The 14,486-nt window shown below is 70.7% G+C and carries 13 protein-coding genes and 1 pseudogene; 7 read left to right on the top strand and 7 right to left on the bottom strand.

The features are described 5' to 3' along the window. Together FREUN1FDRAFT_RS18445 and FREUN1FDRAFT_RS18440 are read left to right on the top strand one after the other, a co-directional pair. Nucleotides 1–508: pseudogene (locus tag FREUN1FDRAFT_RS18445) on the top strand (LuxR C-terminal-related transcriptional regulator); the annotation flags it as partial. Nucleotides 509–819: 311 nt separating this feature from the next. Continuing rightward, a complete protein-coding gene (locus FREUN1FDRAFT_RS18440) occupies nt 820–2,451 on the top strand; it encodes an AAA family ATPase (RefSeq protein WP_006541641.1) in 1,632 nt (543 codons plus the stop codon). Nucleotides 2,452–2,540: 89 nt separating this feature from the next. On the opposite strand, the gene FREUN1FDRAFT_RS18435 is transcribed toward FREUN1FDRAFT_RS18440, so the two are convergent. Continuing rightward, a complete protein-coding gene (locus tag FREUN1FDRAFT_RS18435; RefSeq protein WP_035952188.1) occupies nt 2,541–3,353 on the bottom strand; it encodes an SDR family NAD(P)-dependent oxidoreductase in 813 nt (270 codons plus the stop codon). A gap of 622 nt (nt 3,354–3,975) precedes the next feature. Between FREUN1FDRAFT_RS18435 and FREUN1FDRAFT_RS18430 the strand changes: the two genes are divergently transcribed. Beyond that, nucleotides 3,976–4,626 carry a polysaccharide deacetylase family protein gene (locus tag FREUN1FDRAFT_RS18430; protein WP_232295267.1) on the top strand — a complete coding sequence of 217 codons (651 nt, stop codon included), beginning with the start codon at nt 3,976–3,978 and terminating at the stop codon, nt 4,624–4,626. A 212-nt stretch (nt 4,627–4,838) separates the two neighbouring features. Here FREUN1FDRAFT_RS18430 and FREUN1FDRAFT_RS18425 read toward each other — a convergent pair whose 3' ends face one another. Next, complete coding sequence (locus FREUN1FDRAFT_RS18425) at nt 4,839–5,204, bottom strand: DoxX family protein (RefSeq protein WP_232295266.1); 366 nt, start codon at nt 5,202–5,204, stop codon at nt 4,839–4,841. Nucleotides 5,205–5,375: 171 nt separating this feature from the next. On the opposite strand from FREUN1FDRAFT_RS18425, the gene FREUN1FDRAFT_RS18420 reads away from it, so the two are divergent. The 3 genes from FREUN1FDRAFT_RS18420 (at nt 5,376) to FREUN1FDRAFT_RS18410 (ending at nt 8,344) form a co-directional block, all read left to right on the top strand. Further along, nucleotides 5,376–6,473 (top strand): ImmA/IrrE family metallo-endopeptidase, encoded by a 1,098-nt coding sequence (locus FREUN1FDRAFT_RS18420; protein WP_006541637.1) that lies wholly within the window; start codon nt 5,376–5,378, stop codon nt 6,471–6,473. A gap of 103 nt (nt 6,474–6,576) precedes the next feature. Continuing rightward, the gene (locus FREUN1FDRAFT_RS18415; protein ID WP_006541636.1) at nt 6,577–7,794 is read left to right on the top strand and encodes an RNA-guided endonuclease TnpB family protein; all 1,218 of its coding nucleotides are present in this window, start codon (nt 6,577–6,579) and stop codon (nt 7,792–7,794) included. Next, the gene (locus tag FREUN1FDRAFT_RS18410) at nt 7,760–8,344 is read left to right on the top strand and encodes a hypothetical protein (RefSeq protein WP_232295264.1); all 585 of its coding nucleotides are present in this window, start codon (nt 7,760–7,762) and stop codon (nt 8,342–8,344) included. Before FREUN1FDRAFT_RS18415 ends, FREUN1FDRAFT_RS18410 begins: the two co-directional genes overlap by 35 nt. Before the next feature lie 13 nt (nt 8,345–8,357). On the opposite strand, the gene FREUN1FDRAFT_RS18405 is transcribed toward FREUN1FDRAFT_RS18410, so the two are convergent. The 4 genes from FREUN1FDRAFT_RS18405 to FREUN1FDRAFT_RS46485 form a co-directional block, all read right to left on the bottom strand. Then, the gene (locus FREUN1FDRAFT_RS18405) at nt 8,358–9,620 is read right to left on the bottom strand and encodes a Vms1/Ankzf1 family peptidyl-tRNA hydrolase (RefSeq protein ID WP_006541634.1); all 1,263 of its coding nucleotides are present in this window, start codon (nt 9,618–9,620) and stop codon (nt 8,358–8,360) included. Between the two features lie 185 nt (nt 9,621–9,805). Then, the gene (tnpB, locus tag FREUN1FDRAFT_RS18400; protein ID WP_006541633.1) at nt 9,806–11,134 is read right to left on the bottom strand and encodes an IS607 family element RNA-guided endonuclease TnpB; all 1,329 of its coding nucleotides are present in this window, start codon (nt 11,132–11,134) and stop codon (nt 9,806–9,808) included. Then, a complete protein-coding gene (locus FREUN1FDRAFT_RS18395) occupies nt 11,131–11,673 on the bottom strand; it encodes an IS607 family transposase (RefSeq protein WP_035952185.1) in 543 nt (180 codons plus the stop codon). Before FREUN1FDRAFT_RS18395 ends, tnpB begins: the two co-directional genes overlap by 4 nt. A 129-nt stretch (nt 11,674–11,802) precedes the next feature. Continuing rightward, nucleotides 11,803–11,946: a hypothetical protein gene (locus tag FREUN1FDRAFT_RS46485; protein WP_157474953.1), complete on the bottom strand. Its 144-nt coding sequence runs from the start codon at nt 11,944–11,946 to the stop codon at nt 11,803–11,805. A gap of 259 nt (nt 11,947–12,205) precedes the next feature. Here FREUN1FDRAFT_RS46485 and FREUN1FDRAFT_RS18390 point away from each other — a divergent pair, with 259 nt between their 5' ends. After that, complete coding sequence (locus tag FREUN1FDRAFT_RS18390) at nt 12,206–13,624, top strand: amidase (protein WP_006541631.1); 1,419 nt, start codon at nt 12,206–12,208, stop codon at nt 13,622–13,624. A 20-nt stretch (nt 13,625–13,644) separates the two neighbouring features. Here FREUN1FDRAFT_RS18390 and FREUN1FDRAFT_RS18385 read toward each other — a convergent pair whose 3' ends face one another. Next, nucleotides 13,645–14,481, bottom strand: a complete 837-nt coding sequence (locus FREUN1FDRAFT_RS18385) for a TauD/TfdA family dioxygenase (RefSeq protein WP_006541630.1) — start codon at nt 14,479–14,481, stop codon at nt 13,645–13,647. Nucleotides 14,482–14,486: the final 5 nt, after the last annotated feature.

Raw genomic sequence — 14,486 nt, 5'->3', positions numbered from 1 at the left:
GTATTCCGGCGTTGCATCCGCATGTGGCGGTGCTGGACGGGCGGTTGCCTGACGGCAGTGGCATCGACGTGTGCCGGGAGATCCGGTCGGCGTTGCCGGGGTGGCGTGTCTGATTCTGACGTCGTATGACGATGACGAGGCGCTGTTCTCCGCGATCATGGCTGGTGCGGCGGGGTATGTGCTGAAGGAGATCCGGGGCAACGACCTGGTGGGTGCGATCCGGACGGTGGCGTCGGGTCAGTCGTTGCTGGCTCCGTCGGTGACGCGTCGGGTGTTGGAGCGGCTGCGGGACGGGCCGCACGAGGATCCGGCGATGGCGACGCTGAACCAGCGGGAGCGGGAGATCCTGCAGCTGATCGCGGACGGGTTGACGAACCGGCAGATCGGTACCCGGCTGGGGCTGTCGGAGAAGACCGTGAAGAACTACGTGTCGAGCATTCTGGAGAAGCTGGGCCTGGCCAGCCGCACGCAGGCGGCGGTCTACCTGATGAAGCAGGCCGGCGAGTAACCGATCCAGCACCACCCGCGTCACACGCAGCGCCTGCGTTCACCTGCGCCCCACCGCCCGGACGGCGGTGGGGCCCGCGCGGCGCCGGCGTTACCCGAACGTCCCGTCATCGTCGGGACCCAGGTCAGTCGGACTGGTACCCGCTACGCCCCCTGACAGCCCGCCACAACTGGGGAATCGTGTGCGGCGGAGAGAGTCGTACCAGGTCGGACGATCTCCACGGCCGGATATGCAGACCACCACCGGCACGCCCGCAGGAGAAGGCGGTCGAAACCGATGGCCGTCTGCGATTACTTGTCTGGAGACGTCGGATGCCCGCACCGGGGAACGCTCTTTCGATCAATGCCACGCCTTCACCTGATGTTGTGGCCGACATTCCGTCCGGTTCGGCGGCCGGGTGGGGCCAGGAAACGATTTCCGGCGAGCTTCGCCTCAGCGGCTGCGAAACCGTGGAGACCCACACCTCGATTCTTTTCCTGACCGACGACCGGGTCTACAAGGTGCGCAAGCCGGTTGATCTCGGGTTCGTGAGTTTCCGGAGCCGCCAGGCACGGCAGGCGGCCTGCGAGAACGAGGTGCGGCTCAACCGTCGGCTGGCACCGGATGTGTACCTCGGGGTGGCCGACATCCGCGACGAGGCCGGGCAGATGCGCGACCACATGGTGGTGATGCGTCGGCTGCCCGCGGGCCGCTGCCTGGCCGAGCTGGTGCGCGGCGGTGCCGACGTCACCGGCGAGGTCCGTGCGATCGCGCGACAGCTGGCCGCCTTCCACGAGCGATGCGAGACATCCCCGGAGATCAGCAGGGCGGGCGGCGTCGCGGAGCTCGAGGCGCTGTGGCTGGAGGCGATGGACGGCGTCGCGCCCTTCCGCGGCTCGATCCTCGACGCCCCGGTGGTCGACGAGATCGGCCGGCTGGCGCTGCGCTACCTCATCGGGCGGGTGCCGCTGCTGGTGGAGCGCCAGCGGGCCGGCCGGGTTCGCGACGGCCACGGCGACCTGCTCGCCGAGGACATCTACTGCCTCGACGACGGCCCGCGGGTGCTCGACTGCATCAACTTCGACCACCGGCTGCGCGTCGGGGACGTCCTCGCCGATGTCGCGTTCCTCGCGATGGATCTGGAGCGGCTCGGCGCACCCGAAGCGGCCCGGACGTTCCTCGACGCCTACCGGGAGTTCAGCGGCGAGACCCACCCGGCCTCGCTGGAGCACCTGTACATCGCCTACCGCGCGTTCGTCCGCACACGGATCGCCTGCATCCGCCACCATCAGGGCGAGCCGGGCGCCGCCGACGAGGCCCGCCGGCTGGCCGCCATCGCGCTGCGGCACCTGCGCCAGGCCAGGGTCCGGCTGGTCCTCGTCAGCGGCCTGCCCGGCACCGGCACGTCGACCCTGGCCCGCAACCTCGCCGAGGGCGAGGGCGAGTGGGTGCTGCTGGCGCGGGAGGACCCGGCCGGCGCCCCGGGACGAGGCACTGCCGCGCAGCGGGCTGACGGCCCTGACAGAGGCGCCGCCGCGGACTGGGGCTCCGCCGCGGACTGGGGCTCCGCCGCGGACTGGGGCTCCGCTGCGGACTGGGGCGGGCCGGGGCTCGCCGAGCTCGTGGAGCAGGCCCGGCGAGCGCTCGTCCGTGGGCAGAGCGTGGTGCTCGACGCCCCCTGGCCGTCGCGGGAGTCCCAGGATCTCGTCGCGGAGGCCGCGGACGAGACCGGCGCCGATCTGGTGCGGCTGCGGTGCGTGGCACCGCCCCGGGTGGCCGTCGCCCGGGTCGCCTCACGCCAGGCCGTACAGGCCAGCGGGTCGGGAGCCGAGATGTCGCACGCGGACGTCGCCGCCTACCTGGAGGCCGCGACCCACTTCGACCTCTGGCCGGCCGCCCACAACCTCGACACCACCGCCACCATCCAGGAGACCGTCGAGGCCGCGCGCCGCATCATCGGCTGACCTGCGTCCTCCCGCGGGCGGAAGTCATTGCGACGCAGGCCACCGCAGGTGAAGATCACGGCGGGGGCACCGCCGGGCGCCACGAACGGTCAGAAGTCGCTCCCGCCGTCGACGTTGATGTTCGCGCCCGTCATGTAGCTGTTCACCCGGGAGCCCGCGAAGGCGATGACCGGGCCGATCTCCGCGGGATCGCCCGCACGCGGCAGGTGCGCCGGGTGACCGAAGTCATCCCTGATGACGGTCATGGCGTCGGTCAGGCTTTCGGGGTCGATGCCCCGCTCGGCGGGCAGCTCACGCAGATAGCCCTTCATGCCCTCGGACAGGAACGAACCCGGCGAGACGGTGTTGACGAGGATCCCGTCCGGGGCCAGGGAGAGGGAGAGGTTCTTGCTGAAACTGGTCAGCGCGGCCTTCGCCGCGGTGTAGGCGACGAGGTCCGGCGACTGGCGTCGCGTCGAATGCGCGGAGACGTTCACGATCCGTGCCCATTCGGCCGCCCGCAGCAGCGGCAGTGCCGCGCGGACGCAGCGCACCGCGGAGAGCGTCCCGATGTCGAAGGTCGCCGCCCATTCGGCGTCGTCGAGATCATCGAACCGGCGGACGCCCACCTCCACCGGGCCGGCAGCGTTCACCAGCACGTTGAGCACTCCCCCGAAACGGCTGGCGACCTGTTCGAACGCGGCTGTCACCGAGCCCGCGTCGGTCAGGTCGGTCGCGATGCCGACGGCGTCCGGCGCGCCGAGCGCGTTCAGCTTCTCGACCGTCTCGTCCAGCGCCGCCCTGCCCCGGGCCAGCACCGCGACCCGCGACCCGTCGGCCGCGAACCGCTCGGCGGCGGCCCGACCCATCCCCTTCGATCCGCCGCTGACAACCACCGTCGCACCACCAAGGCCAAGATCCACCCGCGACTCCGTTCGCCAGAGGTCGATTCGACGCCCGCTGCCCGACCGCCGACCAGGAGCGCTCTTCGAACGAAGAGCAGCGTAATATGGATATAATATCCATCACACCCGGAGGGCAAGACCTTCCTGCGGACACCCACCCCATCCCGGAGCCGAGGCGGCCTGCCTTCGACAGCACACGCGATCGCGAACCGTGGTACCTCTGTTCTCAGCCGCGCAGCCACCCGCGGCGGGGGGATCGGCCTGCCCTCACTGTTCCCACTCCAGCGCAGCAGGCCGCACACGGTGGTCACGGGGGGAACGGTTGTCTCTCAGTCGGCGTGCGCTGCTCACGGCGCCGGTACTCGCATTTCCCACGATCGCGGCGTGCGGCGTCCAACAACGTTCCGCGGACCCGCCGGCGCCTTTCCCCGCGGACCGGGCCCCGCGCTCAGGGCCACCGCGGCCCCCCGGAGCCGACCCTTCGATCGTCACCGCGGAATCCGTCGACACCGCATCACCGACCGGGGCACCGGCCGATACGGCGCACGCGACAGCGCGCTCAACGGCGTCCGCGACACCGACCCGTGCGGAGATCATCTCCCGATATCAGGGCGTACAGCCCACCGCCTGGGGCCTGGAGGTGACCGGCGTCATCACGAGGCTGCCCACCCGTGACCGTGTGATCGCGCTGACCTTCGACGCCTGCGGTGGACCGCACGGCAGTGGCTACGACCAGGCCCTGATCGACAATCTCCGCGAGAACGGAATTCCGGCGACGCTGTTTCTCAACTCCCGCTGGATCGACGCGAACCCGCGGGTGTGCCGCGACCTCGCCGCCGAACCGCTGTTCGAGATCGCGAACCATGGCACCGTGCACCGTCCGCTTTCGGTCTCCGGCCGATCCGCATACGGAATCTCGGGGACGCACGATGCCGGCGAGGTGTTCGACGAGATAGCCGTCAACCGCGACCGGATCCAGGCGCTCGTCGGACGCCCGCCGCGATTCTTCCGGGCGGGTACAGCACACTGCGACAACGTGGCGACCGCGATCGTGGCCGATCTCGGCGAGCACGTCGTCAACTTCGACGTGAACGGTGACGCCGGCGCGACGTTCAGCGCCGGCCAGGTCACCCGGGCCGCGCTTACAGCGCGGCCAGGGTCGATTGTCATCGCCCATCTGAACCACCCCGAGGGCGGCACCGCGCAGGGCTTCGCCAAGGCCCTGCCCCAGCTGGCCGCGGCCGGTTACCGCTTCGTCCGGCTCTCGGACCAGATCCGCGCCGCCCAGTAGGGCCAACCGCACGCCGCCGCCCCTTGCCCGGCAGCCGCGACAGCCGCGACAGCCCAAAGATGCCGCTCCAGGACCTGAGGATTTTCGCCGTTCCAGAGCTCGTCGCAGAATCCCGGGCTTCCGCTACCGCCGCCGCTTCCGCTTCCGCTTCCGCGCAAGAAGTGAGGATCTTGGCTGCTGCAGCAACCGAAATCCTCACTTCTTGCGGGTTGTCAAGCAGCTCCGCGCGTGTGGCCGCTGGAGAGGACGGCCCGGATCATCGGGATCTGCAGCGGCATCCGGGCCCAGGCCACGGTGGCGAACGCGAGGTCGCGTGGCCGCCTGTCGTCTCCGCGTGCCTGCGCGGTCGCGTCCAGGGCCATCTGCAGGTTGCCCGGCCAGACTCCGAGAAGCAGCGCGGCGCTGGCCTTCCTGGCCCACGGCGCTCCCGCAAGCAGCCCGCCCGCGCAGATCAGCTCCGCCACGCCGCTCACATAGACGATCTCGCGGCGGCGCGGCAGCCACCGGGGGACGACCGGTTCGAACACTGCGGGCCGTATCAGGTGGACCGTGCCGCTGATCAGAAACGCGGCAGTCACACGCCCCGGACTCATCCGGGCGAGCTTCGTCAGCTTCACCGGACCAATGAAACCCGCGCAACCGCTCCGGGGCCACCGTCGGCCCGGGTGCCACCGTCGGCCCGGGGCACCCGGACGCTCGCGGCCGACCGGGCACCATGCCTGTTGGGAAAATCCCAACAGGCGGGTAGCATGGCAGGTATGCGCAGCATCGGCGGTCGCGTGCTGGAGCACATCCGCGAGTCCTGTCCGACCGTCCCGCACCGGGTCATCGCGGCCCACGTCGGGATGACCCCTGATGCCTTCTCCCGTGCTCTGAACGACAAACGGGCGTTCTCCTCGATCGAGCTGGCGCGCCTCGCCGACCATCTGGGGGCGGATGTTCACTGGTTGATCACCGGGGAGCCCGACCCGCACCGGCTCGTCGTAGCGGCACGTCACGACTTCGACCACGGGACGGGCCGGCGGGCCGTACCCGGGCGGGAGGCCGACGACGAGGTGCTGCAGAGCATCGCGCTGGCCTATCGCCAGGCCTACCCCGACCCGTGCCATCAGCCGGACCTTCCCGACAGCCCCGCCAAGATCGCGGTCGCGCTGGGCGAGGATTTCGTGCGCCCGTTCGCGGCCAGGCTGGAAGGCCACCTGGGGGTCGACGTCGTGCGGGTCACCGGGCTTTCGACCGCCTACTCGTTCGCGATCGGCGGGCATCGGGTGATCGCGCTTCCCATCACCGGGAACTGGTTCCGGGACAACTGGTCCCTGGCTCACGAGCTTGGGCACCACGTGCTCGGCCATCACGACCAGGGCCTCACCGGCGCCGAGTGGGACGGGCACGAGGCCGCGGCGAACGCCTTCGCCGCGGACCTCCTCCTCCCGCGGGAGACACTCGCCGCCGTCGACTGGGAGGCGGTCGGCGCAGGCGAGCTGGCCGAGGTCGTGTGGCGCTGCGGCGTGTCCACGGACGCGCTCGCGCGGCGGCTCAAAGCCGTGAACAGCTACGTTCCCGATCTCGTGCGGGAGTGGGCGGGGTACGCGACCCAGCGTCTGCTGCGCCGCCACTGGGTGAGCGAGTCGGGCGTCGACGAGATCACCCTGCGGATGGACGAGGCCACCCAGCGGCGGATTCCCCTCGCCCTGCAACATGCGCACATCGAGGCGATCGCGGCGGGCCGGCTGGGGAAGGGAACGCTTGCGTGGCTACTGGGGGTCGATCCTGAGGCGCTCGAAGTCGACACCCCGAGCGTGCCCGAGGTCGACGTCGACGATCTCGCAGAGGCACTGGGCCTCTGAACCGTGACCAATAAAGGTGGTGCGCGGGCCCCGGCCTTCAGGGCGGGGTTAGCGCATCAACTCCGCCGTCAAGATGACAGCCGTGTGTTGTATTCTGCCGGTTATGGGGAATCGGGCGGTGAAGCGCGCATACAGGTACCGTTTCTACCCGAATCCAGAACAGGTCGAGAACCTCGCGAAAACCTTCGGCTGTGTGCGCTATGTGTACAACCGTGCGCTGGCCGAACGACACCGTGCCTGGACCGAGGAGCGGCGCCGGGTCAGCCATGCCGAGACCGACAAAATGCTCACGTCGTGGAAACGCGAGCCGGATACACGGTGGCTCGCCGAGCCGTCGAAGGGACCACTGCAGGCGACACTACGGTATCTGCAGGCCGCGTATGTGAACTTCTGGGCGAAATGGGCTGGCTACCCGGCATTCAAGAGGAGAGGGAAGACCACCGATTCCGCGACCTACTTCCGGAACTGTTTCACCTTCCGGGAGGGGCGGATCACGCTGGCGAAGCAGACCAGTCCGTTGGACATCGTGTGGTCTCGTCCGTTGCCGGCTGGTGCGGTGCCGTCGCAGGTCACGGTGTCCCGGAACAGCCGTGGCCAGTACCACGTCTCGATCCTGGTCGAGGAGACCATCGCGGCCCTGCCGGCGTCGGCGGGGTGGGTGGGCGTCGACGCCGGCGTCACGTCGCTGGTCACGTTGTCGACCGGGGAGAAGGTGGCCAACCCGGGGCACGAGAGGCGGGATCGGGAACGCCTCGCCCGGGCGCAGCGGGCGCTGTCCCGCAAGGCGAAGGGCTCGGCGAACCGGGCGAAAGCCCGGCTGCGGGTCGCCCGGGTCCATGGTCGGATCGCCGACCGGCGCCGGGATCATCTGCACAAGCTGTCCACGAGGATCATCCGCGAGAACCAAACGGTGGTCATCGAGGATCTGGCGGTCCGGAACATGGTTCGGAATCGTTCACTGGCCCGGGTGATCTCGGATGCGTCGTGGTCCGAGCTTCGGCGGATGCTGGAGTACAAGGCCGACTGGTATGGCCGGGAGGTCATCGCCGTCGACCGCTGGTATCCAAGCTCCAAGACCTGCTCGTCCTGCGGGGCGCGGGTCGAAGTCCTGCCGTTGAACATCCGGGAATGGGCCTGCCGGTGTGGCGCGGTGCACGACCGGGATGTGAATGCGGCACGGAACCTTCTGGCCGCGGGGCTCACGGTGTCAGCCTGTGGAGATGGAGTGAGACCACCCCGTTCCTGGAGCGGGGAGGCTTCTGTCGATGAAGCAGGAAAACCTGCCCGTGAGGGTAGGAATCACCGGCCCTCAGGCCGGTGAGAATGCCAAAGCACTCCTCTTCCCCGACAACACCGTGCTGATCAATTTCGCGATCATCGGCCGTATGGACCTGCTGGAGAAACTGGCCAACGGCAGGGGCCGCTGGTGCGCGACGGTTGCCTCGGAATGCGACCGTTCGGCGCGGAAGGCCGGCCTCGACGAACTGGTCCGCGCGCACGACATCTTCGGCCCGCCGCTGTCACCGAGCCCGGCGGAGCTTGCGCAGGCGCGGCGTTTCCGGGCGGAGCTCGCGAGCCCCGGTGACCGTCCCTACCAGCATCTCGGCGAGGCCGAGACAGTCGCGATCATGCTGCGCCGTCGCCTGCAGGCCTTCTTCGTCACCGACGATCGCAGCGCCGCGCAGCTCGCCGCCCGCGAAGGCATCAAGGTCGTCACCACCTGGGACCTGCTGAAGATCGCGACCAGGCGGGCCGGATGGATCGACGCCGACGACCTCTGGGGTTACGTGCAGATCCTCCGCACCCACCGGCGCGGCGGCCTCGCCCAGGTGAAGGACCGGCCCTCCTTCGACAAGTGGTTGGCCTCCTGAACGGCGTCCTGCCTCAGTCCAGACCTGCCTGCAGGGAGTAGCGGAGCAGGGCCCCCACACCATCGGCCGGTGATTCGGGCGTGTCCGGTGGGATGGCATGGATGGAGGCGCCTGTTCCCAGCGCCGCCCGGACCAGCGCGTCCTCCCGCGCGGCCCGCACCGGCCGCCGTAGGCCGTCAGCGCCCGCCGGGTCGAGAGCGATCTCGGTGGCGTCGTCGCCGATCCACGCCGGTTCGTCCGCCGACGGGCTCTCGGCGAGCAGCAGTCGGCTCACCTGGCTGCGGCTCAGAGCGTAGGCCGTGGCCGCAGCCCCGTCGGAGGCCGCCAGCATCGGCCGGCCCGGCGATCCCGCCGGGGCGGGCCCGATACCTGAAGGACCGCTGGCGCCTGCAGGCCCGCCGAGGCCGGCCTGCCCGGCAGAGCCGACGCCTGCCGCCACGCCGACGCCAGCGCCGACGAGGGTCCGGGCACGACCGCGGTACCGCTGGAACTCGGCCAGCAGCTCGGACCGGCGTCGCGCCACCTGCACGGCGAGAACCTCCGCGACCCGGGTCGCGAGATGATCCGCTGAACCGTCCCGCGCCCGGCTGCCCTGGACGACCACCACCTTGGCCGCCACCTCACACGGCAGCTCGTCACGCAGCAGGCTCAGTGCCTTCGGGTCGCCCGCGAGGATCACCACGTCCGCGCCGGTCTCGCGGCAGGCGCGGGCGATCAGCTCCGCGTCGTCCTTCGCGCCGTGCTTCCAGTGCTCTTCGACGTGGCTCTCGTACCGCCGCTGCGCCCAGCCGCCGGCATGCGCCTTGTGCCACGGCGGAAGGGTCGTGTCCTGCGAGATCGCCTCCGCCGGAAGCGGCCCGCCGGCATAGGCGAGGACGTCCACCCCGAGCCGGTCGACGACGGCGACCACATGGGGAAGCCGGGAATCCATCCAGTCCAGCACGGGCAGCAGGTGCGGCAGCCCGCCCACCGCGAGGACGTCGACGTCCGACCGGCCGGGCAGCCACTGCGTGAGGCACGTCCGCGCCTGCTTCCCCTCGCCTGACACGACGACCACCCGGGTGCCGCCCTCACGCTGGTACCGGTCGCCCCGCTCCGCCATGAGCAGCTCGCGGACCTCCGGCCCGACACCGAGCCGTTCGAGTTCCGCGACGATGTCGCGCCACCGCAGGTCGTACAGGTGCGCCGCGTTCTCCAGGACGGGGTTGCTGCTCGCGTACGCGGTCACGTACCGGCCGGGTGAAGCATAGAGATCACGCACCGTGCCGATGTCCATGTGAACTCCTCCGTCCGCTCCCGGCAGCCGCCTGCCGGCATCTGACCCGGAGCGTCACAGGACCTGATCGGAGGTCCCGTCGTCGGTCCACATCCGGGGCGCTGCCCCGAACGACGTCTCAGGGAAGGGCTGCCCTCCTGGTGAAACGCCAACCTCCGTTGCATGAGAGCGCTGGATAGCGCCGTTCATGCCGCCTCGCCTTTCGGCGGGGCACCCCGGGCCTGACCGGCCTGTTCCGTGCCCGGTTCCCGCTTCCCAGCCACCTGCCGCGCAAGCACGGTCTTACGGTCGGCTCCACGGGCGTTTCGCGTCTCCGATGTACTGGCGGCGACGAGGTTCGCCAGATTGATCGCGGCGTTGTGGTCGCGATCGGCCACCAGCCCGCAGGACTGGCAGTGGAACACGCGGTCCGACAGCGTCAGGCTTGGGTTTCGCCAGCCGCAGCCGGAGCAGGTCTTCGAGGACGGGTACCAGCGGTCCGCGACGCGTAGCCGGGAGCCGTACCAGACGGTCTTGTAGTCGAGCTGCCGGCGGATCTCACCGAAGCCGGCGGCCGCCACGGCCTTCGCGAGCCGCCGGCCGCGGACCATCCCGGCCACGTGCAGGTCCTCGACGACGATCACGTCATGGTCGAGGGCGAGGCGGGTGGTGAACTTGTGCAGACCGTCGCGGCGCCGGTTCGCGATCCGGGCCTGGATCGTTGCCAGGGCAGCGGCTCGTCTCACCCGTCCGGCGCTACCGGGCCTGGACCGGGCGTAGGCCCGTGAGGCCGTGCGGAGCTTCCGCTCGGCGCGCTGGTAGTGCTTCGGGTTCGGCACCGTCTCGCCTGTCGACAGGACGGCCAGGTGCTTCACGCCCAGATCGACGCCGACCGGGCCACCGGCCCGCTGCCGCCTCGACGGGGCTTGCGGGACCTCCCGGTCGACCTCGACGGTGAACGCGACGAACCAGCGGCCGGCGGTACGGGACACAGTCGCGCCCAGCAGCCGGGCCGACCCGTCGGTGAGACACGAGGTGAGCGCGCGCATCGGTTCGTGGGCCTTCACCCGGCCGATCCGGGGCAGCTTCACGGCCAAGGCGCCAGCCGGGCCGTAGGTGCCGGTGGTGTAGCGGGACGAGTCGCGGGCCTTTCCACGCTTCTTGAACCTCGGGAAACCGACCCGCCGACCCTTCCGGGTGCCCTTCCTCGACGCGGAGAAGTTCTTCAACGCCCGTGCCAACTGGTCAAGCCCGGCGGAGAACGCCTCCTTGGAGCACTCAGCCCACCAGGGCGTGGCGTCGTTCTTGACCTGGTTCCAGCGCAGCCGTAGCGCGGGCAGCGTCCACGGCACCGGAGTCAGGGCGTCACCGTCGAGCCCGTAGGACTTCTCGGCGTCGCGCTGCGCCAGCGCGGCTTTCACGAACGCCAGGCCCCAGTTGTAGACGAACCGGGCCGCCCCGGCGTGACGACGAAGCCCGGCGAGCTGGCTGTCGTTCGGGTCGAGCGCGAACCGGTACGCCCGCAATGTCCTCATTCGGCTGCCTCGGTGGCGGCGGCGACCGCGCGGCGGGCGCGGTTCGCGGCGGCCCGGCGGCCGTGGAGCCGGGCGCACATCGACGTGAGGATCTCGGTGATGTCGCGGACCAGGTCGTCATCCACCTCGGCCGGGTCGACCACGAGAAGCCGGCGGCCGTTCGCGGCGAGCGCGGCCTCGACATACTCGGCGCCGACCCGGGCGAACCTGTCCCGGTGCTCGACGACGATCGTGGTCACGGCCGGGTCGCGCAGCAGCGCGAGGAACTTCGGCCGGTGGCCGTTCAGCGCGGAGCCGACCTCGGTCACGACCCTGCCGACGCGCAGGCCCTGCCCGGCCGCCCACGTGGTGACCCGCGCGACCTGCCGGTCCAGGTCAGCCTTCTGGTCGGCGCAGGACACCCGGGCGTACACCGCCACCGTCTCCACCGCCACCGGCCGGGCCGGTTCGTCGACCAGGATCAGTCCGCCCACCTTGCGCGCAGGCACGGGCAGTCGGCCCTCAAGGAACCACTGGCGGGGGACGCGGTACTCCCGCAGATACCCCGTCTCAACGAACTCCCCCCAAGGTCACCAGCTCGCTTCCCGTGTGTTCGGGACGGATCACCAGCTCGTAGTGGATCTGCCCCCGCGTGTAACCATCGATCCACGACCGCAGCCGAGCCGGCTTCACCGCGAGCAGACGAGCAGACGGGCATCCTCGCCCATCGAGTAGATCTCGCGTTCGAGCACCACGGCAGCCACGTCACCATCATGGCGCCCCACTCGCCGGTGACGGCTGCTCTCGGCCCAGTCCGGGCCAGGTCGGCACATTCAGACCACACTGAACCGGCCCCGGCGAGCGCTGATCCGGCCCAGCGCTTCGCCGGCTGACACAGGTCGTCGAGGTGAGCCCGCCCCGGTAACCCCGACCGGCGCCCGACCCGCCTGGAAATCAGGTGGACGGCAGTCGGCTAAGGCGGCATGCTGCGCCTCATGCGAGCCTGAGTCGCCATCCGATCGATCATCTCAGCGGCCGGTGCCCGGACGGCACCAGCCGCAGATTCCTCCTGCCTTCGCACAGGAATGATTGATGGAGACTCACGAATACGCATGCCATGACGGGGTCGGCCTGAGCGGGCTGATCCGCCGGGGCGAGGTCAGTGCCACCGAGGTCGAGCAGGCCGCCCGCAACGCCCTGACGAGTATGAACGAGAAGATCAACGGGCTGGCTGCGCCGCTGTTCAGCCCAGCTCTGGAGTACGGGGACGGCCCGTTCTCCGGGGTGCCGTTCCTCATCAAGGACATCGGCCCGATGGCCCGGGGCGTCCGCTTCTTCTGCGGCAGCCGTGCCCTCGGCCCGGGCGTGCCGGCCCAGGAGGACCACGAGCTCATGTCGCGTTTCCGGGCGGCGGGGCTGGTCACGATGGGCCTGACGACCGCGCCGGAGCTGGGTCTCAACTTCGCCACCGAAGCGGTCCGGTACGGGCCGACCCGCAATCCCTGGGACCTCGACCGCGGGGTCGGCGGCTCGAGCGGCGGCGCCGCGGCCCTCGTGGCGGCCGGCGCCGTCGCGCTTGCCCACGGCAACGACGGCGCGGGCTCACTGCGCATTCCCGCGTCGTGCTGCGGGCTGGTCGGGCTGAAGCCGAGCCGCGGACGCACCCCCGTCGGCGCCGACACCGGGATGGGCCTGCTCGGGACGCTCAGCGAGTTCGCACTGACCAGAACCGTCCGCGACACCGCCTGGTTGTTGGACGCCGTCGCCGGTCCGGCGCCCGGTGATCCGTTCGCCGCCGCGGCGCCCACCCGCCGCTACGCCGACGAGGTCACCGCGGATCCGGGTCGACTCCGGGTGGCCGTCACCACCCGGGCCTGGTCCGGGGGCGCGGTGGACGGTGAGGTCGCACAGGTGGCCGTGCGGGCCGCCGAATGTCTCGCCGGGCTCGGCCATCACGTTGACGTCGCCAGCCCGTCCGTCGACTGGGAGAGCGTGGTCAGCGCCGTGGCGGCGGAGGCGACGGCTGCCGCGGCGCCTTTCCTGCTGGCGCCGCGGCAGCCACCGGCCGAGCGGCTGGAGGCGGTCTCCCGGGTGATGATCGCCGCTGCCCGGGAGCGCCGCGCCGTCGACCTGGTGGCCGGGCTGAACGCGGCCGGGCGGGTCAGCCGGACGGTCGCCCGGTTCTTCGCGGACACCGACCTGCTGATCACACCCACCCTGGCACACCCGCCCGCTCCGCACGGCACACTGGACTACGACGAGGACGGGCACACCGTCGAGAGCTGGCTACGGCGCCTGTTCGACCACGGCCCCTTCACCGCGGTGTTCAACATCACGGGCCAGCCCGCGATCAGCCTTCCGCTCGGCGAGAGCACCGACGGGCTGCCGATCGGGGTGCAGGTCGTCGCCGCGCACGGCCGGGAGGATCTGCTGTTGCAGGTCGCCGGGCAGCTCGAACGAGCGCTGCCCTGGGCGCACCGCATACCGACCGTGCACGCCGCCCAAGGCTGAGGATCTATGTCCTTACTCGCTCAGGCGACGGCCTCCTCGCCGACGAGGGTGGTCCGGTGCATGAGGCGCCGTGAGGTGGCGGTGAACGGCAGCGCCCGGTGCAGCATGCCGGTGTTGTCCCAGATGACGAGGTCGCCGGTGTGCCACCGGTGCCGCAGGACGAACTGCGGCTGGGTCGACCAGTCGAGCAGACGGGCCAGCAGGGCCTCGCCCTCCTCGGGAGGCAGGCCGATCACCTCGCCGGCCGTCGCCCCGAGCAGGAGCGACCGGCGGCCGTTTCCCCGGGTCCAGACGAGCGGGTGCCGGCGCACGGGCACCCTGCCCCAGGACGCCTTCTGCTCGTCCGTCGCGTCGGGGTGGGCGCGCAGCTGAGCGGCGGCGAAGCTGTGCAGCACCTGGAGATCGGCGAACGCCGCCTTCTCCGCTTCCGGGAGGGCCTCGTACGCGGCGTAGGTGCTGGCGAACTCGGTGTCGCCGCCGGCGGGGTCGACCTCACGCGCCGTCAGCAGCGTGGCTTTCTGGGGCAGCTGGTCGGTGGCGCCGTCGATGTGCCACAGGAAGTTGCCCCTGCGGTACCAAGCGAGGGTCGCGTCGGTCTTCGCCGGATCCAGGGTGATGGTGGCGATCTCGGGGAGCTCGTGTTCACCGGTCGGGTTCGGGACGACCTCGCCGAGCAGGCGGCTGAAGGCGACCAGGTCGCCGTCCTTGATGTGCGCTTCTCGGTAGATGACGACCCCGTGCCGAGCGAGGAGCTCCAGGCATTCGGCGGCAGCCTCGGCGGTGGGGAGATCTCCACCGGAGACACCGGCGATCTCCACGCCCAGATGTGGGCCGAGTGGTGTGACGGTGACAGACATGGACG

This window comes from Parafrankia sp. EUN1f, assembly GCF_000177675.1.
Classification (GTDB): Bacteria; Actinomycetota; Actinomycetes; order Frankiales; family Frankiaceae; genus Parafrankia.
The sequence above is the reverse complement of the archived record's forward strand: the minus strand, read 5'-3'. Positions and strand labels throughout refer to the sequence as shown.

Coding starts and splice junctions, on each gene's coding strand:
- FREUN1FDRAFT_RS46485 (WP_157474953.1), bottom strand. CDS start 11,946: ATGTGCCGACCTGGCCCGGACTGGGCCGAGAGCAGCCGTCACCGGCGA.
- FREUN1FDRAFT_RS18390 (WP_006541631.1), top strand. CDS start 12,206: ATGGAGACTCACGAATACGCATGCCATGACGGGGTCGGCCTGAGCGGG.
- FREUN1FDRAFT_RS18420 (WP_006541637.1), top strand. CDS start 5,376: ATGGCAGGTATGCGCAGCATCGGCGGTCGCGTGCTGGAGCACATCCGC.
- FREUN1FDRAFT_RS18415 (WP_006541636.1), top strand. CDS start 6,577: ATGGGGAATCGGGCGGTGAAGCGCGCATACAGGTACCGTTTCTACCCG.
- FREUN1FDRAFT_RS18405 (WP_006541634.1), bottom strand. CDS start 9,620: ATGGACATCGGCACGGTGCGTGATCTCTATGCTTCACCCGGCCGGTAC.
- tnpB (WP_006541633.1), bottom strand. CDS start 11,134: ATGAGGACATTGCGGGCGTACCGGTTCGCGCTCGACCCGAACGACAGC.
- FREUN1FDRAFT_RS18385 (WP_006541630.1), bottom strand. CDS start 14,481: ATGTCTGTCACCGTCACACCACTCGGCCCACATCTGGGCGTGGAGATC.
- FREUN1FDRAFT_RS18440 (WP_006541641.1), top strand. CDS start 820: ATGCCCGCACCGGGGAACGCTCTTTCGATCAATGCCACGCCTTCACCT.